The following is a 22050-nucleotide window of genomic DNA, read 5'->3' as shown; positions in this document are numbered from 1 at the left end:
ATTGTTGTCATCTCTGCAGCATGTTTGGCCCGGCTGGATTTGTGAAGGTAACTTTGCGGGGCAACTTTCTGCTATAATAGAGGACAGCAATCAATAGGCATGGAGGTTGACCATGGCACAATATACGCCAATGATAGAGCAGTATTTACGGGTAAAGGAAGGGGCAAAGGACGCTTTCCTGTTCTTCAGGCTGGGCGATTTCTACGAAATGTTCTTTGAGGACGCCGTGCTTGCTTCCAAGGAGCTTGAGATTACATTAACAGCCCGAGCGGGCGGCGGTGAGGACCGTATTCCGATGTGCGGGGTGCCTTATCATTCAGCCGAAGGCTACATTCAAAGACTGATCGAAAAAGGATATAAAGTCGCCATCTGCGAGCAGCTGGATGATCCGACTGTAACGAAAGGCATGGTGCGGCGGGATATTGTGCGCGTTGTGACCCCGGGGACGGTAATGGACGGCAAAATCATCTCCGACAAAAGCAACAATTATCTCGTCTGCGTCACTGAGCAGGACGGCATGATGGCTTTGGCAGCCTGTGACTTGACGACAGGCGAGCTGTATGTGACCTCTGTGCTCTCCGGAGCAGAGTGGCTGCGGGATGAAATCGGCATTTATGAGCCGGCTGAGATTATCGGGGATGCGCGGCTGCTGGAGCAGCTGCGCAGCGAAGCCTCGCTGTTGTCCAAGCCGGTTGTGTATACGCCTTGGGAGAAACGCGATGAAGAACAGGCGCGCCGCCAGTTTGGTGAAGCGGCATGGGTCCGGCTGGAGAAGGAGCGCGGCCAATGTCTAGCCCTCCTGATTTCCTATTTAGGGGAGACCCAGCGCCGGTCCCTCGGACAGCTGAGCCAGATCTCGCCCTATGAACCGGGCAATTATATGATTCTTGATCCATTCACCAGACGGAATCTGGAGCTGACCGAAACTGTACGTGAACGCTCCAAAAAAGGCTCGCTGCTCTGGCTGCTGGACCGTACCGAGACCTCTATGGGCGCGCGTCTGCTCCGCCGCAGAATCGACAAGCCGCTGCTGCAGCGGGCACCGATAGAACGGCGGCTGGAGGCTGTCGATTATTTGTATAATCAGTTCATAGTCCGCGAGGATCTTCGTCTGGCGCTGAAAGAAATCTATGACCTGGAACGTCTGGTGGGGCGCATTGCTTTCGGCAGTGCGAACGGCCGGGATATGAATGCGCTGAAGCTGTCCCTGGCGCAGATTCCGGCTCTGAAGGCCCTATGCCTGTCTGCCGGATCAGCTACACTGCGGGAGATTGGCTCCACCATGGACGAATGTGCCGAGCTGCGGGAAGATATCGAACGGGCGATTGTGGATGAAGCGCCGGTCTCCGTACGGGATGGCGGGATCATCCGTCCCGGCTATCATGCGCGGCTGGACGAGCTGCGGGAAGCCAGCAGCAGCGGCAAGCGCTGGATTGCAGAGCTGGAGGCGAAGGAACGCCAGGCTACCGGGATCAAGTCCCTGAAGATCGGCTACAACAAGATCTTCGGTTATTATATTGAGATTACCCGGGCCAATCTGACCTCGCTGCCGGAAGGGCGGTACGAGCGCAAGCAGACCTTAGCCAATGCAGAACGTTTTGTGACTCCGGAGCTGAAGGAGAAAGAAGCGCTGATCCTGGAAGCCCAGGACAAAATGACGGACCTTGAATACAGCCTGTTCACTGAGCTGCGCGACCGGATCAGCAGCCAGATTCCGCGTCTCCAAAGTCTGGCGGAGAATGTGGCTGAGATTGATGTGTACCAATGTCTGGCGGCAGTCAGTGCGGAGCACCGTTTTGTGAAGCCAAAGCTTTCGGAAGGTTATGACCTGCGGATGGAAGGCGGACGCCACCCGGTGGTGGAAGCGGTGTTGAAGGATTCCGCGTTTATTGCCAATGGCAGTACGCTCAGCAAGGAAGAAGGGAACATCCTGCTGATTACGGGACCGAACATGGCCGGCAAAAGCACCTATATGCGTCAAGTTGCCCTCATTTGCATTTTGGCCCAGATCGGCTGCTTCGTTCCGGCAGCGAGTGCCGAGGTTCCTTTGATCGACCGGATCTTTACACGAATTGGGGCAGCGGATGACCTTATTGGCGGCCAGAGCACATTTATGGTGGAGATGGCTGACATTCAGGTCATGACCGAGAAAGCTACGGCCCGCAGCTTGATTATTATCGATGAACTGGGACGCGGTACTTCCACAAGTGAGGGGATGGCCATCGCCCAGGCAGTAATTGAATACGTGCATGATACGATTGCCTGCAAAGCGCTGGTCTCCACGCATTTCCATGAGCTGGCCCATTTGGAAGACAGTCTGCAAGGACTGAGCAATTACTCAATGGCCGTGCAGGAGAGCGGAGACAAGGTGAACTTCCTGCGCAAGCTTGTACCTGGGGCCGCCGACAGCAGCTACGGCATTTATTGTGCCCGGCTCGCGGGCCTACCCGAAGGGATCATTGACCGTGCCTATCATTTGCTGCAGAGCATCGAGCAAGCGGCGCCTCCGGGGGCCCCTTCGCTTCATTATGGTGGGGATGATAAAGGTCATTCCACGGTAAAAGAGACTCATGGCGCTGACTCGCCCCAGGCGGCAACAATGGCAGTTCCTTCCTCGCCTGCTGCTGCTGCAGCGGCGTATACAGAGACGGCAGTCACTCTGGCGTCTGCTCCTGTAGAAGAAACGGGCGAAGTTGTGCAGCTCTCCATCTTTGGAGAGGAAGCACCGCGCAAGAGCCGTAAGGGCAGCGCGGCAGGGGTGCAGGATAATCCTGCGCTCAAGGATTTTATCTCAGCCGTCCGGGAAGCGGACTTGATGAATATGACCCCGCTTCAGGCAATGGGGCTGCTCAACGATCTGAAAATGAAAGCCAAGGATCTATAAGCAAGTAATAGCGAGGTGAAATGAACATGGCCAAAATTCATGTGCTGGACGAGCATATTGCCAACCAGATTGCAGCCGGTGAAGTGGTGGAGCGCCCGGCTTCTGTCGTGAAGGAGCTTGTGGAGAACGCGATTGACGCAGGCAGTACACGGATAGAGGTGACTGTAGAGGAAGGCGGATTGAACAGTATCCGTGTTAAGGATAACGGCTCAGGGATTGAGCCGGACGATTGCGAGACCGCCTTTTACCGCCATGCCACCAGTAAAATTGCGAACGGACGGGATTTGTTCCAAATTACGAGTCTGGGCTTCCGGGGAGAAGCCTTACCCAGTATTGCTGCCGTCTCCAAGGTGACCTTGCTTACCGCGAGCGGGGACGACGGCAAGGGCCGGCTGATTGATATTGAAGGGGGCAATCTGATTCGCAATGAAGATGCGCCTTCCGGGCAAGGCACTGATTTTGCGGTCCGGGAATTATTCTTCAATACTCCGGCAAGGCTGAAATACATGAAGAGCATTCAAACCGAGCTTGGCCATATCTCCGATGCGATGTACCGGATGGCGCTGGCTCACCCCGCCATATCGTTTACGCTGCATCACAATGGCAATCAGCTGCTGCACACTTTGGGCAACGGCGACCTGCTTCAGGTTATTGCCGCAGTCTATGGAACATCAGCGGCCAAAGCCATGCTGCCGATCTCGGCGGAAGACCCGGATTACCGGATCACCGGTTATGTCAGCCGCCCGGAATGGACACGCTCGAACCGCAATGCGGTAACTACCATTGTGGGCGGCCGTTACATCCGCAGCAATGGACTGAATGCGGCTATTATGCGGGCCTATCATACCCTGCTGCCGATCAACCGGTACCCGCTGCTGGTGATGCAGCTTGATATGCATCCTTCACTGGTGGATGTCAATGTGCATCCGGCCAAGCTGGAGGTCCGCTTCAGCAAGGAGGCCGAGCTGTACAAGTTCGTGGAAGAGGAGATCCGCAAGGTTCTGCTCGGACAAAGCCTGATTCCCCGGCCGGGCAAGGAGACTATCGGCCCCAAAGGAAGCAGCTCTTTTATTCAGGAGCAGTTTGCCTTCACCAAGGCAGGCGCAGGAAGCCCGAAGGAGGAAACGGAGCCGCGCCGGGAGAACTACGCTTCCGCACCGTTCAACGGTTCCACTGGTTCCTCCAGTTCCTTCGGCTCGATGGAAGGAACGGTTATGTCCGGTAGTACCTACGCCCAGGAGCAACGTTCCGGCGTTAATGAGGGTCCGGTACCTCAGGCCAGAGAAGCTTACGCTCCTTACGGCAGCGGTTCACGGACTCCGGCTTCACCCCGGCCCGAAGGCAGTTCCGGCAGCAGCTTCTATCCGCCAGCAGCAGCCCCGGCACGCGGGCAGATACCGGTGGCCGAAGAGCTGTGGGCACCCGCTGAGCGTTTGGAGCCCGGACTGCCGGCATTCCCGGAGCTGAACTATATCGGGCAGCATCATGGCACCTATATTATTGCCCAGAATGACAGCGGGCTGTATCTGATTGACCAGCATGCCGCCCATGAACGGATTAATTACGAATTTTATTATGAGAAATTCGGGCGTCCCGAGGATGCCTCGCAGGAGCTGCTTCTGCCGATCACTCTGGAGTTTACGCCGTCGGAGAGCCGCCAGCTCAGCGAACGACTGCATTGGTTTCAGCAGGCGGGAGTGTATCTTGAACATTTTGGCGGGCAGACCTTTTTGGTCCGTTCCTTGCCTTACTGGTTTCCTGAGGGAGACGAGAAGGCGGTGGTCGAGGAAATGGCCGAGTGGGTGCTGAGTGAACGGATGATTGACCTCGCCAAGCTGCGTGAGAAGTCCTCCATTCTCTGCTCCTGCAAAGCTTCCATTAAAGCCAACCAGAAACTCACCGAAATGGAAGTGGAGACGCTTCTTAACCGTCTGGCGGCTTGCCGCCAGCCATATACCTGTCCGCATGGACGGCCCATTGTCATCTCCTTTTCATCTTATGATCTGGAGAAGCTGTTCAAACGCGTGATGTAAGAATAGCATGCACAAACTGATATCAAGCAGGTTAAAAGCAAGACAGGAGGCAGCAATGATCATTACTACGGGCAATCGCCCGATACCGGAAATTGTTCTGCGGGCGCAGCGGCTTGCGGAGCGCACAGGCTGCCGTTATGTACCGCGCGGAAACGACTCTCTGCCGAAGCTGGTGAAGGCGCATGGCGACGGAGAGGTTCTGGTCGTACTGCAGGAGGCGGTCCGCCTGATAAGACCGGGAGTGGCACCAATGGAATTCCACCCCAGTATGGGATTTGTCCGGGCCAAACGTGTGCTGAAGGGGGAGGTTGACCCGATGCTTACTGCGGCAGGTATGAATCCGGGGGACAGTGTGCTGGATTGCACGGCAGGTCTCGGTACGGACGCCCTGCTGTTTGCAGTGCAGGGCGGGGAGCTTTCACAAGTCACCGCCTTGGAAAGCTCCCTCCCGCTCTATGCCTTGCTGCTGGAAGGAATGAGCCATTATACCACTGGACAAGCCAAGGTTAATGCTGCATTCCGCCGGATCAAGGTGGTGCATAGTGACCATTTGACCTATTTGCGTGCCCAGCCGGACCGCAGCGTGGATATCATCTATTTTGACCCCATGTTTCGTGTGCCGCTGACCGACTCCGCAGCTATTTCCCCGCTGCGCCAGTATGCGAACGGGGAAGCTTTAAGCCCCGAGAGTGTTGCCGAAGCGGTGCGGGTGGCCCGCAAGACGGTTTTGCTCAAAGAAAAAGCCCTGAGCGGCGAGTTCGCCCGGCTCGGCTTTACCGAGCTGCTGCGCAGCAATTCCAAAACATCGTACGGGGTGATACCAATTGACAACTGAAGCTAGACGCAAGGTGCTGGTGCTCCTGGGGCCGACGGCTGTCGGCAAAACAAATTTAAGTCTGGAGCTCGCCGCAGCTTACGGAGCTGAGATCATTTCCGGTGATTCAATGCAGGTCTACCGGGGGATGGACATTGGCACGGCCAAGATTACAGCGGCTGAAATGAAAGGCATCCCGCATCATCTGATCGATATTCATGATCCGCAGGACGCCTACTCTGCCGCAGAATTTCAGGAACAGGGCAAACGCCTGATTGAGGAAATCAGTGAGCGGGGCAAGCTTCCGTTTATTGTTGGCGGTACCGGTCTCTATATCGAATCGTTATGCTACGGGTTCCGCTTCTCGGAGGCCGTGGCCGACGAGGCGTTCCGGCAAGAACAGGAGGAATATGCGGAGCAATTCGGAGCGCTTGCCCTGCATGCCAAGCTTGCGGAAGTAGACCCGGCAAGCGCCGAAAGACTGCATCCAAACGACCGCCGCCGGATTATCCGGGCACTGGAAATTCACCACCAGACTAATACGACCCTTTCGGCATCCCATGCCACCCAAAATAAGGAGTCCCCGTACGATTTATGTCTCATCGGTTTGACCATGGACCGCAAAATACTATATAAACGTATTGAAGACCGGATTGACAGCATGTTGGCTGACGGACTTGTGGCAGAGGTCAAAAGTCTGCTGGAGCGCGGCTACGACAGAAGTCTTGTGTCCATGCAGGGGCTGGGCTACAAGGAGATTGCCGCTTACCTTGCAGGAGAAATGTCACTGGACGAGGCTGTGATCCTGCTCAAGCGGGATACACGACGGTTCGCCAAACGGCAACTCTCCTGGTTCCGCCATATGAAGGGAATTGACTGGATCGACGTCTGCGCCGAATCAGGCTTTTCTGAGAATTTTGCCAAAATCCGTACAATTATAACAAGAAAGTTTATTGATGCTCCTTAAACAGTATTCATCCATTCCCAGCAACCGCAGTTCCGGTAAAGCTTCTCGCTCCCAGGGTCACACCATAATTTGTGGAAACACTGATGATATACCGGATTTGGCCTGCGAGAACATCCGCTTGGGGAGGGAAGTCAACGGCACTTAGACCGGCCATTTCATAGGTTATTTCCGATTGGGACTGAGATTCCGGCTTTTGGTAGGTGGTGGAAAAGATCGGAGTCTGGTTTCGGAAAATGGTAAAGGTGACGTTGGGAATGATGGATGGATTCGCGGATATGGCCATCGTCAGCCGGGCATACGCGTACAGAGATACCCGCACCAGACTTGAATTACCAGGCGCAATGTTTGCGGTCTGCAATCCGATGTCACCAAATGTATAGGGGAATGAAGAGGAAGACAAAGCAAGGCCGGGTAGGTCTGATGTACTGTCTTGAGAAATACGCATATCTAAAAACTGGATGCTCATATCGTTTTCACCTAACCTCTCAAATGTTTGTTAATAGAATATGAGTGTGGCGGGTACGGTGCTTGTGCACCTGATAAAAGAATGATGTTTATGAGTGATTAATGCGTGTTCTATAATTGCCACTGATTGGGTACATTGAAATAACTGCAAAATACGTGCTATAATAGCAGGAAAGTTTCTCTAAGGTCTCGAATATACTTCTGAACAATCTAATTGAACCATTGGGGGTACGTCATATGAACAAGTCCATTAACATCCAAGATACGTTCTTGAACCAACTGCGCAAAGAGAATATCCCTGCCACAGTATATTTGACCAACGGCTTTCAAATCCGGGGAATTATTAAGGCGTTCGACAATTTCACCATTGTCATTGACAGCGATGGGCGCCAGCAAATGGTGTACAAGCATGCAATTTCCACTTTTACACCGCAGCGCAGCGTGTCTTTGATGCAGGACAGCGGAAGCGAAGAATAAGATTTTTTATTTACGCGCGAAACCTTTTTCTTTATAAATCGTTTGAATAGAGAGTGTAGAGAGCAACCTGCGAAGGTTGTTCTTTTCATTCGTGGATTGAATACCATTTTAGGATTGTTCCGAAAGGGAGTCAGGAGGCATCATGTCTAAAGACGAAATATCAAGGACGAACCGTAACAGAGACAGAACGTCGTCCAAACCCAAACCGAAAACGAAGAAAAAAAAGCGGTTTTTAACCAAAAAACGTGTTTTGTGGACGATGTTTTTTGCAACAGCGCTGGCCATTTTTTGCGCACTGGGCGGCTACTTGTTCATTATGCTGAACGGAGAAAAACTGCTTGATGCAAACAAAGATAAGTTGACTGTTAACGAAACAACGAAGATCTATGACCGTAACGCTAATCTGATCGGCGAGCTTTCTTTTGAGAAAAGCGATCCTGTCGATTACCAGGATATCCCCAAGCTGCTGGTCAGCGCATTTGTGGCTACGGAGGATAAACGTTATTTTGAACACAAAGGTGTAGACCTCTGGGCGATCGGCCGTGCAGCCGTTAAGGATATTGCGGCAAGAAGCATGGTCGAGGGCGGAAGCACGATTACTCAGCAGCTGGCCAAAAATATCTTCCTGACACGCGACAAAACGTTCTTCCGCAAAGCGACGGAGGTATCGATTGCGGTGGCGCTGGAGAATCAGCATACCAAAGAAGAAATCATGGAGATGTATCTGAACCGGATTAACTTTGGCGGAACCACTTACGGCATTAAAGCGGCTTCGATCCGTTATTTCGGCAAAAGCAATCTGAATGAACTGAAAGTGTGGGAGATGGCCACCCTGGCAGCCATGCCGAAAGGACCTTCCCGCTACAATCCGCTGCGTAATCCCGAGCTCTCCAAGGAACGCAGAGCGGTTGTGCTCCAGCTGATGTACGATCAGGGCTATATTACTGAGCCCGAGATGATAGAAGCCAAGGCGGTGAATTATAATTACAAGCCGCCCGAAAAGAAGCAGCGTTATCAGGCTTTTATTGATTATGCCGTGGATGAGGCGGAAGAGAAGTTTGGCCTGTCCGAGGATGATCTGAATATCGGCGGCTACAAAATCTATACCACGATGGATAAGAATGCACAGGAAACGGTGGAGGATGCTTTCACGGACAGCGACAACTTCGAGAAGCCGGTGGATGACGAGCAGATTGTACAGGGCTCAATGACGATTATCAATCAGGAGAACGGAGGCATAGTCGCTCTGATGGGTGGCCGGAATTATGAGAAAAAAGGCTACAGCCGTGTTAATGACAGCCGTCGTTCTCCCGGTTCAGCTATTAAGCCGCTGGTAGCTTATGCACCTGCTCTGGAATCGGGCAAATTCACAATGGAATCCCGGCTGAGCAATGAAAAGCAATGTTTCGGCAAATATTGTCCGAACAATCTGCATGGATATTCGTCTACGATCAGTATGAGTGATGCCATTCAAAAGTCGGAGAATATTCCTGCCGTGTGGCTGCTGAATGAAATCGGTATTAATACCGGATTCCAGTTCGTCAAGAAGACGGGGATTAATCTGGCCGATGAAGACAAGAACCTTGCACTTGCACTTGGCGGGGTGAGTAAAGGAACCAATACGCTCGAAATGGCCCAGGCCTATAGCTCATTTGCCAACGGCGGCGAGCTGCGGGAGGCTTACTCCATTAAATCCATAACGGACAGCACCGGAACTACCGTCTACAAAGCCAACACTACTCCAAAGCGGGTAATGAGTGAGACTACAGCCTGGCAAATGACAGAGATGATGCAGAATGTAGTGCGGGACGGTACCGGGAAAAAAGCGAAAATTAACCGTCCGGTCGCCGGCAAGACCGGTACGAACCAGAGCGGGTACTCGGGCATTAGCTCGAACCGGGATGTCTGGTTCGTCGGCTATACACCGGAATGGACGGCTGCGGTATGGATGGGCTACGACAAACCGGATAAGCAGCATCTGCTAAAGAACAGCAGTCCGCTCGCTGCCGCTTTCTGGGGCAAGGTGATGGAAAAAGCTCTGGAGGGCGTTCCGGAGAAGCAGTTCCCGCAGCCTGACAGAGTGGACATTCCTAAAAATGAGCCAACGCCTACACCAGAGACTGCTCAGACGGTCAGCGGATTTGCAGCCGAGTATGATGCTTCTACCATGACAGTTAATCTCAGCTGGCAGGCAGTCCCGGTCTCGGGTGTGGAGTACCGCATTTACCGCCGTGAGACTTCGGAGACTGAATTCAGTTCACTGCTGAATACTGTTTCCACCAGCGCCGGGGATATCAGCGCTATGCCGGGACTTACCTATGAATATTATGTAACCGCGTATTATCCTGAGCAGGATCTGGAGAGTGAACCATCCAATACAGCGGCTGTCTCGGTCCAGGATGAACCGCAAACTCCAGAGCCCGATCCGACGATTGATCCGAATCTCCCGACACCTACACCTGACAATACCGGAGAGGCCGGTACAGGAGAAGATAACCCGGGCAACAGCGGTAATAACAGCGGCGGCAATTCCGGCAATAACAACGGGAATAACCCGGGCAACAACAATGGAAACGGGAACCAACAGGGTGGCGGCAACAATGGAAACGGTGGAAACAATGGTAACGGCGGCGGAAATAACGGCGGAACGTTGCCTGAAATCACCGATCCTCCACTTGCACCAACTACGGAACCTACAGTGCCGCCGGCTGCAACTGATCCTGTAAATGAAGGAACAGAGGGGGTCATCCTCAGCCCCGAAACGGATGCTACCGATGAAGGTATACTTCCGTAATAAATGAAATTGTTTAACAGCAAATGAGCTGCTCCGGCAGCCATACTGCCCTGAAGTAAAGGCGTAGTATGGCTGCTTTTTTGTGTAAAAGTTTATTCATGCGGGACTGCGTGTAAGTATCACTATTAGAGGATGTTTTGAGTGTACCCGCTAAATGTGTTAAGCTGAAGACACCATACTGGAGAGGGTAATTTCTATGAAACGTAAATTCGGAGACCGGGCCAACTGGCGCCGGATTACGCGCCGCCATTTTGCTTGCCGTTATGTGGAGAGCCGCGAGTTCAATGGTTACATTACGCTGTATACCATTTATGGTCTTAAGGAGCCACTATGGAAGAGCTATGGCAGGCATACATACCGCATAGCGGACAAAGGGTATTCATGGCTGCAGTATTTCCCGAAAGACAGTCACTATATTGTGACGGCCATGTTCGATGAACGGCAGAATATTATCCAGTGGTACATAGATACCTGCAAAGTGCAGGGTGTTACCGATCAGGGGGTTCCCTGGTTTGATGACTTATATCTGGATGTAGTGGTGCTATGGAACGGTGAAGTTTTTTTACTGGATGAAGATGAGCTGGAGGAAGCGCTGGAAAGAGGGGATATTTCCGAAAGTGATTACAACCTGGCCTGGAATACGGCCAAGACGATTTTGCGCAGCATTGACGCTCATGCCTTCCCTTACTTCTCACTCTCCCTGAAGCATCGTTCCGAATTGTTCCACCACGGAGAATTCAGGAGGAAATAACTATGGAATGGTATGTTTATGGTAAGGGATCTTCCCCGATCCGGAGAGCCTCCGGAAGACGACGATCCCGCTTCAAAAGGCCAATACTGCGGGCACTTATCATTCTGGTGGCTGCAGGTTTGCTGTGGTGTGCCTATGCACTATGGAATATCAATCGGGCTGCTACCACGGAGCCGCTGAAGAAAGCGGATGTAGGCATAATTCTCGGAATGTCGATGTGGGGCGACCAGCCCAGCCCTGGACTCAGGGAACGCCTTGATTATGGATTGAAGCTCTACAAAGAAGGAAAGTTTCCGCTTATTATCGTAAGCGGCGGTTTGGACCGTCCGGAGTATAAATTCACTGAAGGACAGGGCATGCGGAATTATCTGGTTCAGCAGGGTGTGCCGGAAAATGCAGTTCTCATGGAGAACGAAGCTACCAGCACTTATGAGAATCTGCTATTCAGCCAAGAGATTATGAAGTCTAGGAATTTGTCTAGCTCCATAATCATTACGCATTCCTACCATGGTCGGCGGGCTCAGGAAATTGCGGGGCAGCTTGGATACGTTCAGCCGGAGCTGGGGCTGACGGAATCCGAGGTTTTATCCATGGCCCACCACAAATCGCGCGAGGTACTGGCCTACACCAAATGGAAGCTGCAACAGTTATTCTTGTAATTTGGATGAGAAATCCCGAATCTGCTAATAACATCTCATAAGCTGGAATAGACTGATTTAGAGAAAGTCAGCCCTGATAATGAGGTGAACCGATGAACGGACGCGTAGCGGCGGCAAGCGGGCGGGAGGAAGGCAGACCGTCACGGCAGATTAATGTAGTGTTGCGGAGTCAGGAGACTCCGGTCCTGATCCATTCAGCTGGAGAACCTCAAGCGGTCCTCCCCAAAAATCATGGCCATAGCAGCCTGTTTCAGGAGCTTAGCCAGGAACTTGACGCGCTGGTGGGCCTGGATAATATCAAAGAGCTGGTTTTTGAAATCTATGCCTTGCTGCAGGTTGCCCAGATGCGCAGCGAGGCCGGACTTGCCAGCGGAGGCCAGGCTTATCATATGGTGTTCAAGGGCAATCCGGGAACCGGCAAAACAACGGTGGCCCGTATTGTTGCCAAACTGTTCCAGCGAATGGGTGTTTTGGCCAAAGGACATCTCATAGAGGTAGAGAGAGCGGATCTTGTTGGAGAATACATTGGCCATACCGCCCAGAAGACACGCGACCTTGTCAAAAAGGCGCTGGGCGGCATCCTTTTTATTGATGAAGCCTACAGTTTGGCACGCGGGGGAGAAAAGGACTTTGGCAAAGAAGCGATTGATACCCTGGTCAAATCCATGGAGGATCACCGCAGTCAGTTCGTGCTGATCCTGGCCGGATATTCGGGAGAGATCGATTATTTTCTGATGAGCAACCCCGGGCTGCCCTCGCGGTTCCCTATTCAGGTTGAATTTCCCGATTATACCATCGATCAGCTGCTGCAAATCTCCGAGCTGATGGCAAAGGAACGCGATTATATTTTAATGCCGCAGGCTATACTCAAATTAAAGCAGCAATTACTGCAGGAGAAGACAGAGAGTCTTCATGCTTTCAGTAACGCGCGGTATGTACGCAATGCTATTGAGAAAGCTGTCCGCAGCCAGGCGGTCCGCCTGCTTAATCAGTATGAGAACATAAGCCCTGGCAAACAGGAGCTTATGACGCTGCGTACGGAAGATTTTAAATTGTAATCCTGATTGCCGGATGACCTGTCCGGCAATTGGCAATAAGGAGCAAAGGACAGATGGCCATAACAACACATGACACGAACACAGAGCTGCAGGACAGGGCCATATTGGTCAGTCTGGTTACGGATAAGATTAAACGCACCGGTATTGATCCTGAGTTATCCCTCCAGGAGCTGGTGCAGCTGGCGGAAACGGCGGGTGTAGCGGTTCTGGATGTGCTGCGTCAGAATAAGGAGACCCCCGATTCCAAATGGTTTATTGGCAAGGGCAAGGTTGAAGAACTGCGTATGGCTGCCGATGGTCTCGGGGCGAATACGGCGATCTTTGACCAGGAGCTTTCCGGTGCTCAAGTCCGTAATTTGGAGGAAGCACTGGACCTGAAGATTATTGACCGCACCCAGCTCATTCTGGATATCTTTGCCGGGCGTGCGAAGACACGCGAGGGGATTATCCAGGTTGAGCTGGCCCAGCTCTCCTACCTGCTGCCCCGGCTGTCCGGACATGGCAAGAATCTGTCCAGACTGGGCGGAGGCATTGGGACAAGAGGGCCGGGGGAAAGCAAGCTGGAAACGGACCGCCGTCACATCCGGGACCGGATTACGGAGCTCAAACGCCAGCTGGATGAGGTTGTAAAGACCCGTGAGCTGCACCGGGAACGCCGCCGCAAGAGCGGAGCGGTTCAGGTGGCGCTGGTAGGGTATACGAATGCCGGCAAATCAACGCTGCTCAAGCAGCTTACGGATGCCGATGTGTATATCGAGAACCAGCTCTTCGCTACACTGGACCCTACTTCCCGCGTACTGGCGTTGCCCGGCGGCAAGGACGTAGTTCTTACCGACACGGTCGGTTTTATTCAGAACCTTCCACACGATCTGGTGGCTTCTTTCCGGGCTACGCTGGAGGAGGTCAATGAAGCTAACCTGGTGCTGCATGTGGTAGATGCCTCTTCTCCAATGCGTGAAGAGCAGATGGAGGTAGTCCAGTCCATCTTGCAGGATCTTGGCGCAGCCGGCAAACCACAAATTACTCTTTTTAACAAAAGTGATATTTGTGATTCCGGGCAATTGGAAATGCTGCCGACAGGTGCGGGATACTTGAAGATCAGCGCCTTTAACCCTGAGGATCTGACCCGGGTCACTGAACTTATTGAGGATGAACTGGCTGGGGACACATTGACTTTCCGCATTCCGGCCGACCGGGGCGATCTGTCTTCACTGCTCTACAGAGTGGGTGAGGTGCTTGAACAGAATGTTGATGAGAATGACGTTCTCTACACTGTGCGCCTCAACAAAGAGGATTATCTCAAGTGGGGTTACATGGTTGCCGATTTTGTGGATCCGCAATAAGATGGTTATGGAGTCCCTCTTTAAGAGGGACTTTATTTCCGTGACAAAAGAAAGAGTGTTTCACTGGAAAGCGACAGTGTGCTGACGCGCATTGTCACCATAATGGCAAGTAAATGTAAGGGGAGAACGAGGAACGATGGTTGTGTTTGCAAAGGATATTCTAGAAGCGGCGGAATTCGCCGAGCAGGAGATTGAAAGTGCGGTAAAAGTATTGGACAGCATTGTAGATAAAAATCAGTGGAAAGTTATTGAGGCTTTTCAACGGCACCAGGTAAGCGACTATCATTTCGCGGGGTCAACCGGCTATGCCTATAACGACCGGGGGCGTGAGGTGCTGGATCTCGTCTATGCAGATGTTTTTGGTGCAGAAACAGCGCTGGTGCGGCCTCATTTTGCCTCGGGTACCCATACAATCTCCACAGCGCTTTTTGGTGTGTTGCGCCCCGGAGATGAATTGCTCTACATTACTGGCCGTCCTTATGATACGCTTCACAAGGTCATTGGCAAATCCGGTGACGGGACCGGTTCTCTTGCCGATTTTGGCATCGGCTACCGGGAGGTTGCGCTGACTCCGGATGGAGGCGTGGATTGGGAGGAAGTGGCTCTTGCTGTTACGGACAAGACCAAGGTAATCGGTATTCAGCGCTCACGGGGCTATGACTGGCGTTCTTCCTTTACGGTGGATGAGATAGGCGGGATGACGGAGAAGGTAAAGACGCTGGCGCCCCAGGCCATTGTATTTGTGGACAATTGCTACGGAGAATTTACCGAGGAGCTGGAGCCGACCCAGGTCGGGGTTGATCTGATGGCAGGTTCATTGATCAAAAATCCCGGTGGCGGGCTCGCCGAAACGGGCGGATACATTTGCGGACGCAGGGAGCTGGTGGAAAAAGCGGCCTACCGTCTGACTGCGCCCGGAATTGGCGGTGAAGTAGGGGCCATGCTTGGAACAACACGCGGCCTTTATCAAGGGCTCTTTATGGCACCCCATACAGTGGGGCAAGCGCTCAAAGGCAGTATATTTGCCGCCTCTGTGTTCCGGCGCTGCGGCTTTGAGACCAAACCAGCGTGGAATGCTCCTCGTACGGACCTCATCCAGGCTGTAGCTTTTGCCGGGCCGGAGCAACTGATTGCTTTTGTGCAGGGCATCCAGCGGGCAGCGGCTGTCGACAGCCATGTAGTTCCCGAGCCTTGGGATATGCCCGGCTATGAGCATCCTGTCATTATGGCGGCAGGTACGTTTATACAGGGTGGCAGCTTGGAGTTATCTGCCGATGCGCCGATCCGGGCACCGTATATAGGTTATATGCAGGGCGGATTAACCTATTCACATGTGAAATATGGCGTTCTGATGGCGCTGCAAAGTATGCGGGATCAACAGCTGTTGTAAGGATATTTTGTAGTGCTGCAAGCCACTACTTGGTCTTTTTGCTTGCTGCTTGGTGGATATGATATACTGCGGACAAGCTAGATTCCTAGTAAACTTTGCCCTGTTTCACCGAATTGATCCTATTTTCACAGAAATGTTGTGAGAATATCTCACACACCATTGACACGCGGAATTAGGAAATGTACAATGAGATGAGAAAAAGATCATTGGAAGGTTGGATGAGTCATGGGTGATGAAATCCGCAGAAATATGGCATTATTCCCTATCGGAATCGTAATGAAGCTAACCGATTTATCTGCAAGACAAATTCGATATTATGAGCAGCACAGTCTGATCGTGCCTGCCCGCACGTCCGGCAACCAGCGTTTGTTCTCATTTAATGACGTCGAGCGTTTACTGGAGATTAAAGCATTGATTGAGAAGGGTGTTAATATTGCCGGCATTAAGCAGGTGATGAATCCTGTTTCGAAGGAATCTGAAGAGGCTACTGTCATTACTCCTGATACTGAAGTAAGACGCAGAGAATTATCCGATTCACAGCTGCACCGAATGCTGAAGCAGGAACTGGTTTCCGGTAAAAGGCCGGGACAAGTATCTCTCATTCAAGGTGAGTTATCCCGGTTTTTTAATAAATAATATAAAGATGTTTGAAAGGGAGAGGGTATTGTGAGCTACTCTAAAGAGGATATTTTACGTATTTCCAAGGAAGAAAACGTCCGTTTCATTCGTCTGCAATTCACCGACCTGCTTGGTACCATTAAGAATGTAGAGATTCCGGTAAGCCAGTTGGAAAAAGCACTGGATAACAAAATGATGTTTGATGGTTCTTCCATTGAAGGTTATGTTCGTATTGAGGAATCTGACATGTACCTGTACCCTGACCTTAGCACATGGGTTATTTTCCCATGGGTAACAGATAGCCGGGTTGCACGTTTGATTTGTGATGTATACATGCCGGATGGTACTCCGTTTGCCGGAGACCCGCGCGGTATTCTGAAACGTTGTCTGGAAGAAGCCGAAGAAATGGGCTTTACTGCAATGAACGTAGGACCAGAGCCGGAATTTTTCCTGTTCAAGACAGATGAGAGAGGCAACCCTACCACTGAGTTGAATGATCAGGGCGGGTACTTTGATTTGGCTCCGATGGACCTCGGGGAGAACTGTCGTCGTGAAATCGTCTTGACCCTGGAAGAGATGGGCTTTGAAATTGAAGCTTCCCACCATGAAGTGGCTTCCGGCCAACATGAGATTGACTTTAAGTATGCAGATGCTATCAAAGCAGCTGACCAAATCCAAACCTTCAAGCTGGTTGTCAAGACCGTTGCCCGCCAGCATGGCCTGCATGCCACATTTATGCCTAAGCCATTGTTCGGGATGAATGGTTCCGGGATGCATGCGCACCAATCCTTGTTCAAAGGCAACGAGAACATGTTCTATGATGAAAGTGACAAGCTTGGATTAAGCAAGACTGCACGTCATTACATGGCGGGTATCCTGAAGCATGCCCGTGCATTTGCAGCTATCACGAACCCTACAGTTAACTCTTACAAACGTCTGGTGCCTGGTTATGAAGCACCGTGTTATGTGGCCTGGTCTGCCAGCAACCGCAGCCCGATGATTCGTATTCCGGCTTCGAGAGGACTCAGTACACGTGTTGAAGTTCGTAACCCGGACCCTGCAGCCAACCCGTACCTTGCACTCGCTGTAATGCTGAAGGCAGGTCTTGATGGCATCAAGCGCCAGCTGGAGCTTCCGGCTCCGATTGACCGCAACATTTATATTATGTCTGAAGAAGAGCGGATCGAAGAAGGCATCCCAAGCCTGCCGGCCGACCTGAAGGAAGCACTGAACGAGATGATCCGCAGCCACGTGATCACCGAAGCCCTCGGCGAGCACGCCCTGGCTCACTTCTATGAGCTTAAAGAAATCGAATGGGATATCTACCGGACCCAGGTTCACGAGTGGGAAAGAAACCAATACATGACGCTTTACTAGAAGACAGAACCCTTGGCGCTGTATGGTCAAGAGGGACTGACCCCCATCATTGAGACAGGGATCAAAACACCTTACAAGTTAAGCTGCCAGTCGCCGGTAATCAGCCGGGGACTGGTTATTTAGTTTCGCCTGAATTCGAGGTAGAACGTTTCAGACTTTAGAGTGGAATGAGACGATTCAATGGGGGCATTATCAGCGGGCGTTCCTTACGGGACATGCTCATGGTAATGCCTTTTCCTTTCACAGCTTCCTGGTACGCTAAGGACGTGTATAGACTGCCTTGGTCGCTATGTAATAACATCGCATCCTGTTCTGGAAGCTGGTTTAACGTATCCAAAACCAAAGAGGTATCTTGCTTATCTGCTATACTGTAAGCCACAATCTCCCCATTGTACAGGTCCAGAATACTGGAGAGGTACAGCATTTTACCGCCAAATGGCAAATAGGTAATAGCTTACTCTGGTTGCCAATGCAAAAACACCTCCAAGATTATCTCCCTATCTTACGATAAGGGTTCATTGTCTTGAAGGTGTTTTGATTTGTCTCACGTTATGGGGGCAGATATGTTTCTTTATCCTCCTCTGTGTACCTTTCAAGAGAGTCGCGCAATGTAACCTCAATAACTTTTTGATCCTCATTACAATATTACAGGATTTGCTCTAGACCCAAATCTAGTTCCATAACTTAAATTACGCCCTCTCCTCCAATAGCAGTTGCTGTGAATGCTATGGGTCCAAATAGATTTATAGGCAAGATGCTATTATTTTGAATTACCAATTCATAGTTGTGGATTCCAAGATAAGGACCATCAACCCACAGAACATTTATTTGAATATCAGTAGTTGAAGTAAAACGATAAAAGGATCTATAAATATCGACTCCAGCACGCCGGATTATAACAAAAAATTCACTATTAGCAAGTGCAGTAAGACTAAAACTACCATTTAACTCGACTCTACTGGAGAAAGAGGCAGGATTAGCCGGACTAATATTTACTTGCGCTGTGGCTAGACCCGCTCCAGCTCCAGGAATCCCCGCAACCGTTATAGCAGTAGTAAGCGGGTCTAACGGGATTTTTGCCTGTGAACCATAACTTATAATTGTTGCCATTTATCATCACTCCATTTCGAGGTTATATATTATTATATTGTGAATCTGCAATTATAGATTGGACTTAATTCCTGATGATTATATACATTTAAGTTGTACTTTGCTTGATCATATAAACCTAGATACTAGCGAGGGAATATACAAAAACACTTTTACCAAAAGATGCTGATAAGACGAATCTGACGCGACTTATTGCGGCCATCTCGGAAAGATTTGAATTTAGAGCATACATATAACCCGGCGGGCTTGTGCCTGACGGGTTTGTTTTTATTCTTCAGTATTCCCCTCAATCTTCAACCTAATTACCCTTGATACACTCTCAACCCTCACTTATCGGCACCCATACAGGCCCTTCCTCCGTAGTGGTTTTTATTCTTTCCGGATCATTTGAAAGATCTGCAACTCCCTTAATTCGCTTGCCCGTATGAGATAAAAAGACCACGATTTGTTCTTCCTTTGAAACGGCAGCTCGAAGTACTCTTCGTATTTCCTTATCATTCATGGTATCCATATGAACACCTCAAACTCTAAGTATGTTATTCCTATCCACATTTTTCCTCTATAACTCTCAATTGTATTGTAAATTTTTGTCGAATAACAGACTGTTTGTTCGCCCTTTATTAGTGTAGGCTTGATGTATACATATTAAAGGAGATGGATGTTTGTGAAGAAAAAATTACTCGGTTTTATCATTCTATGTTTACTTATCTTGATTGTTGCACCTAATTTAACTAAAGCTGCTGAAAGTCCTGCAGGTTTAATGGATGGTAAAGCAATCGGAACAAGTACAAATAGTACAACAGTAATGGGTTCAACGTTACAAGTAACCGATAATAATGAATTAACTAGTTACCCTTTGATATACGAAAGAAGTGATAGTTCAAAATCAAAACAAGATACCTTCCTCATTATATTCGACAGTCCTGTTACCATTAATTCATATAAAATGTTCATAACAAATTATAATAGGGAGAAAATGTATATAGTTTTCGAAGATAGTAATGGTGTAGGGATTGAAGGTAGTATCGTAAATGAAGTGATCCAAGGTGATAATGAAATACATTCCTTTGCTAAGCCTTTGACTAATGTGAAGAAAATATGGGTTATACAGAAAGGTACTGGAACACTTAATGTTGCTGAGTTTAATCTTTATAATATAGAACCGACACCGACTATAACACCAACTGAAGAGCCGGTAGCTACCCCAACCGTAGAACCTACAGCTACTCCAGAACCAACCATTGAGCCAACATCAACGGTTACGCCGACGCCTTCACCAACCGTAAGCCCATCGCCAACCCCAGAGCAGCCTACAGGTGATCGTGCAATCATGGTTGTAACTATGAGTACCGGCCTTGAAAAAGAATTTGACTTAAGCATGGAAGAGGTTAATACCTTCATTGCCTGGTATGAACAAAAACAGGCCGGCACAGGAACGGCCTCATACGCGATTAATAAGCATGAGAACAATAAAGGGCCATTCACTAATCGTAAAGATTATGTGATTTTCGATAAAATTCTGACTTTCAGCGTAGATCAATACTAACTATAAGCATAAATGAAAGTATCGCAAACAACCCCGTCACGGCAGGCTTTTTTATTTATTCTCTATAATTCAATGTCGTGAAAAAATCACCTTGATGCGCGATTGTTTGTAGAGGAAAGGTCCAGTAGTGGAGTCTTCAAAGTTTGATTGTTATATAGAAGTGGTGGATATGAATTTAGAATGAACATCCAAGTACCACTCGTTAACAGCAAAAAATATGAGAAATTAGAGTATAAGATCGGATATCGAATAAAATCAGTAAGTCTATATTTTCATATCGACAGTGTTATTGCTTATATGACAAAACTCTCTTTTTAATTACAAAAGAAGACGAAAAAATCTATCATATTTCTACAAAATTATAATATTTCGAATGTTATTATATTTACAGGAAAGAAATAAAATGGAATTTGTGGAATTGGTAGTTTTGAAAGGGGGGTATGTGGAAGAATTCTATCTTATCCAATTTATAATTAGTGACAAATACTACCGTTACTCACTTAATTCAATATTCTTTCTATGGATTTAACACTAATTTTAAATTGCTTTTAATGGAATAAAATAAAAAAAGAAAAGAGTGTTATTTATAATGAAATTAAAAAAAATACTTGCTCCAATTCTCTCACTAGTCATTGCCGTTAGTTTTTCAACTTCAGCGTTTGCAGAGTCGCCAGCTAATGTTACAAACGAAGATACTAGATATCATCTAGAAGATAGCGTGTTTGATGAAAACAATGAAGTTATTGGCACGAAAATTACCGATACTGTTGTTCAAACTATTGATGAAGCCGAGGGTAAGAAAACGATTCTGATTGAAGATATAAAATATAAGTTTACTGAAAACAGCGAAAAGTATGAGAACGTTTTCAGAGATGAGCAGAAAACGACAGAAATTTTGATTACAGATAATGGAGAATATTATTTAAACGATCAAAAACTTAGTGAAGAGTTTCTTAACGCAGAAATTTTAGGTACCTCAGATCAAGTACAAGCTAGAGCAGTAGAAAGTGGAGGTTATTATTGGGCTACACATTATACCAATTCCGGACAATCGTCCGCTAGTATTTTTTATTGTGAAGCTTATTCTGATACCAATTTCTTTATGGATCCGGGTTATGCTACACTTCCTAAAGTAATAATGTGGCAATCTCCTAGCCCGGGTCTGTCAGATTTTAAAATGTATGCGAATAATGTAGCCAGCGCTCGTGCTAACATCGATACAGGAATGGCAGCTTTAGGAGCATCAGGAGCTGCAGCAATTACGCCAATATGGATTATTGGCGCAATTGGGGTTTCTGCTTCCGCATATGCAGTCTGGTCCAATAGTGTAGCTGGCCATCAACAAATGACTAATGCATATAACTTGCTATATAATTTGGGTGGGACAATTATCCATTAATTAGCTAATTGGGCTACATAAATTATGCATGAATAAACTAATAGGTGGTAATTTAGGTGTTGTTTTATCTGAATTTCCACCTAACTTTTTTCTGTAATGACTAGTAGTGAGGTGATCCCAATTAGAAAGAATTATCTGAAAATATTTCGTTATGTCATTACTCTATGTGTTATAGCTTTTGCTGTCAGTATGTTTTTATATCCTTATGAAAGAATATTTACAGGTCTATTGACTCTATCATTGAGTTTCGTAATGTTGATTCAATTCATCGAATTTAAGACTTCTAATACAGAACCGGAAAAAGAAATTCGTGGATGGATGTCTATCGTGGCTTTTATTATGTGTTTGTTCGCTTCGATTTATAT

Annotated in this window: 18 protein-coding genes and 1 pseudogene; 15 read left to right on the top strand and 4 right to left on the bottom strand. The window is 49.1% G+C overall.

The genetic code is table 11. The features are described from left to right. The first annotated feature begins 112 nt into the window (after positions 1–112). Genes mutS through miaA form a run of 4 tightly spaced genes read left to right on the top strand, consistent with a single transcriptional unit; the run spans position 113 to position 6698 of the window. Entirely contained in the window at positions 113–2884 is a 2772-nt protein-coding gene (gene mutS / locus IEY53_RS03215) for a DNA mismatch repair protein MutS (protein ID WP_189022146.1), read from the top strand. A 26-nt stretch (positions 2885–2910) separates the two neighbouring features. Next, complete coding sequence (gene mutL / locus IEY53_RS03210) at positions 2911–4917, top strand: DNA mismatch repair endonuclease MutL (protein WP_189022145.1); 2007 nt, start codon at positions 2911–2913, stop codon at positions 4915–4917. A gap of 55 nt (positions 4918–4972) precedes the next feature. Next, complete coding sequence (locus IEY53_RS03205; protein WP_189022144.1) at positions 4973–5752, top strand: class I SAM-dependent methyltransferase; 780 nt, start codon at positions 4973–4975, stop codon at positions 5750–5752. After that, positions 5742–6698 (top strand): tRNA (adenosine(37)-N6)-dimethylallyltransferase MiaA, encoded by a 957-nt coding sequence (gene miaA / locus IEY53_RS03200; protein ID WP_189022143.1) that lies wholly within the window; start codon positions 5742–5744, stop codon positions 6696–6698. The genes IEY53_RS03205 and miaA overlap by 11 nt, the downstream gene beginning before the upstream one ends. Before the next feature lie 7 nt (positions 6699–6705). On the opposite strand, the gene IEY53_RS03195 is transcribed toward miaA, so the two are convergent. Next, on the bottom strand, positions 6706–7143 hold the full coding sequence (locus tag IEY53_RS03195) for a hypothetical protein (protein WP_189022142.1): 438 nt from the start codon (positions 7141–7143) through the stop codon (positions 6706–6708). Between the two features lie 257 nt (positions 7144–7400). Between IEY53_RS03195 and hfq the strand changes: the two genes are divergently transcribed. The 9 genes from hfq to glnA all read left to right on the top strand — a co-directional run bounded on the left by hfq (position 7401) and on the right by glnA (position 17630). Continuing rightward, entirely contained in the window at positions 7401–7640 is a 240-nt protein-coding gene (gene hfq, locus IEY53_RS03190) for an RNA chaperone Hfq (RefSeq protein WP_019910673.1), read from the top strand. A 142-nt stretch (positions 7641–7782) separates the two neighbouring features. Beyond that, positions 7783–10434, top strand: a complete 2652-nt coding sequence (locus IEY53_RS03185) for a PBP1A family penicillin-binding protein (protein ID WP_189022141.1) — start codon at positions 7783–7785, stop codon at positions 10432–10434. Positions 10435–10630: 196 nt separating this feature from the next. Further along, positions 10631–11185 carry a ribonuclease FAU-1 family protein gene (locus tag IEY53_RS03180; protein ID WP_189022140.1) on the top strand — a complete coding sequence of 185 codons (555 nt, stop codon included), beginning with the start codon at positions 10631–10633 and terminating at the stop codon, positions 11183–11185. A gap of 2 nt (positions 11186–11187) precedes the next feature. Further along, the gene (locus tag IEY53_RS03175; RefSeq protein WP_189022139.1) at positions 11188–11844 is read left to right on the top strand and encodes a YdcF family protein; all 657 of its coding nucleotides are present in this window, start codon (positions 11188–11190) and stop codon (positions 11842–11844) included. 92 nt (positions 11845–11936) lie between these two features. After that, entirely contained in the window at positions 11937–12902 is a 966-nt protein-coding gene (locus tag IEY53_RS03170) for an AAA family ATPase (RefSeq protein ID WP_189022138.1), read from the top strand. A 53-nt stretch (positions 12903–12955) separates the two neighbouring features. Beyond that, the gene (gene hflX, locus IEY53_RS03165) at positions 12956–14245 is read left to right on the top strand and encodes a GTPase HflX (protein WP_189022137.1); all 1290 of its coding nucleotides are present in this window, start codon (positions 12956–12958) and stop codon (positions 14243–14245) included. Between the two features lie 136 nt (positions 14246–14381). Next, positions 14382–15635, top strand: coding sequence for a methionine gamma-lyase family protein (locus IEY53_RS03160; protein ID WP_189022136.1), 1254 nt, complete (start codon positions 14382–14384; stop codon positions 15633–15635). 225 nt (positions 15636–15860) lie between these two features. Further along, positions 15861–16271: a MerR family transcriptional regulator gene (locus tag IEY53_RS03155; protein WP_042128355.1), complete on the top strand. Its 411-nt coding sequence runs from the start codon at positions 15861–15863 to the stop codon at positions 16269–16271. A 30-nt stretch (positions 16272–16301) separates the two neighbouring features. Beyond that, positions 16302–17630 carry a type I glutamate--ammonia ligase gene (glnA, locus tag IEY53_RS03150; RefSeq protein ID WP_189022135.1) on the top strand — a complete coding sequence of 443 codons (1329 nt, stop codon included), beginning with the start codon at positions 16302–16304 and terminating at the stop codon, positions 17628–17630. A 78-nt stretch (positions 17631–17708) separates the two neighbouring features. On the opposite strand, the pseudogene IEY53_RS03145 reads toward glnA, so the two are convergent. From IEY53_RS03145 to IEY53_RS03135, 3 genes and pseudogenes are all read right to left on the bottom strand, one after another. Then, a pseudogene (locus IEY53_RS03145) lies at positions 17709–18081 on the bottom strand (transposase); the annotation flags it as partial. Between the two features lie 233 nt (positions 18082–18314). Continuing rightward, positions 18315–18740 carry a hypothetical protein gene (locus tag IEY53_RS03140; protein WP_189022134.1) on the bottom strand — a complete coding sequence of 142 codons (426 nt, stop codon included), beginning with the start codon at positions 18738–18740 and terminating at the stop codon, positions 18315–18317. 319 nt (positions 18741–19059) lie between these two features. Beyond that, complete coding sequence (locus tag IEY53_RS03135) at positions 19060–19251, bottom strand: hypothetical protein (RefSeq protein WP_189022133.1); 192 nt, start codon at positions 19249–19251, stop codon at positions 19060–19062. 153 nt (positions 19252–19404) lie between these two features. On the opposite strand from IEY53_RS03135, the gene IEY53_RS34910 reads away from it, so the two are divergent. Together IEY53_RS34910 and IEY53_RS03125 are read left to right on the top strand one after the other, a co-directional pair. Further along, positions 19405–20286, top strand: a complete 882-nt coding sequence (locus IEY53_RS34910; protein ID WP_229695940.1) for a hypothetical protein — start codon at positions 19405–19407, stop codon at positions 20284–20286. A gap of 589 nt (positions 20287–20875) precedes the next feature. Further along, positions 20876–21685, top strand: coding sequence for a hypothetical protein (locus IEY53_RS03125; protein WP_189022132.1), 810 nt, complete (start codon positions 20876–20878; stop codon positions 21683–21685). The last annotated feature ends 365 nt before the right edge of the window (positions 21686–22050 follow it).

The organism is Paenibacillus albidus (genome assembly GCF_014644435.1).
GTDB lineage: Bacteria > Bacillota > Bacilli > Paenibacillales > Paenibacillaceae > Paenibacillus_AQ > Paenibacillus_AQ albidus.
The sequence above is the reverse complement of the archived record's forward strand: the minus strand, read 5'-3'. Positions and strand labels throughout refer to the sequence as shown.

Coding starts and splice junctions, on each gene's coding strand:
- IEY53_RS03195 (WP_189022142.1), bottom strand. CDS start 7,143: ATGCGTATTTCTCAAGACAGTACATCAGACCTACCCGGCCTTGCTTTG.
- IEY53_RS03175 (WP_189022139.1), top strand. CDS start 11,188: ATGGAATGGTATGTTTATGGTAAGGGATCTTCCCCGATCCGGAGAGCC.
- IEY53_RS03160 (WP_189022136.1), top strand. CDS start 14,382: ATGGTTGTGTTTGCAAAGGATATTCTAGAAGCGGCGGAATTCGCCGAG.
- IEY53_RS03125 (WP_189022132.1), top strand. CDS start 20,876: ATGAAATTAAAAAAAATACTTGCTCCAATTCTCTCACTAGTCATTGCC.
- mutL (WP_189022145.1), top strand. CDS start 2,911: ATGGCCAAAATTCATGTGCTGGACGAGCATATTGCCAACCAGATTGCA.
- IEY53_RS03205 (WP_189022144.1), top strand. CDS start 4,973: ATGATCATTACTACGGGCAATCGCCCGATACCGGAAATTGTTCTGCGG.
- IEY53_RS03180 (WP_189022140.1), top strand. CDS start 10,631: ATGAAACGTAAATTCGGAGACCGGGCCAACTGGCGCCGGATTACGCGC.
- IEY53_RS03140 (WP_189022134.1), bottom strand. CDS start 18,740: ATGGCAACAATTATAAGTTATGGTTCACAGGCAAAAATCCCGTTAGAC.
- IEY53_RS03155 (WP_042128355.1), top strand. CDS start 15,861: ATGGGTGATGAAATCCGCAGAAATATGGCATTATTCCCTATCGGAATC.
- mutS (WP_189022146.1), top strand. CDS start 113: ATGGCACAATATACGCCAATGATAGAGCAGTATTTACGGGTAAAGGAA.
- hflX (WP_189022137.1), top strand. CDS start 12,956: ATGGCCATAACAACACATGACACGAACACAGAGCTGCAGGACAGGGCC.
- IEY53_RS03185 (WP_189022141.1), top strand. CDS start 7,783: ATGTCTAAAGACGAAATATCAAGGACGAACCGTAACAGAGACAGAACG.
- IEY53_RS03170 (WP_189022138.1), top strand. CDS start 11,937: ATGAACGGACGCGTAGCGGCGGCAAGCGGGCGGGAGGAAGGCAGACCG.
- IEY53_RS03135 (WP_189022133.1), bottom strand. CDS start 19,251: ATGGATACCATGAATGATAAGGAAATACGAAGAGTACTTCGAGCTGCC.
- hfq (WP_019910673.1), top strand. CDS start 7,401: ATGAACAAGTCCATTAACATCCAAGATACGTTCTTGAACCAACTGCGC.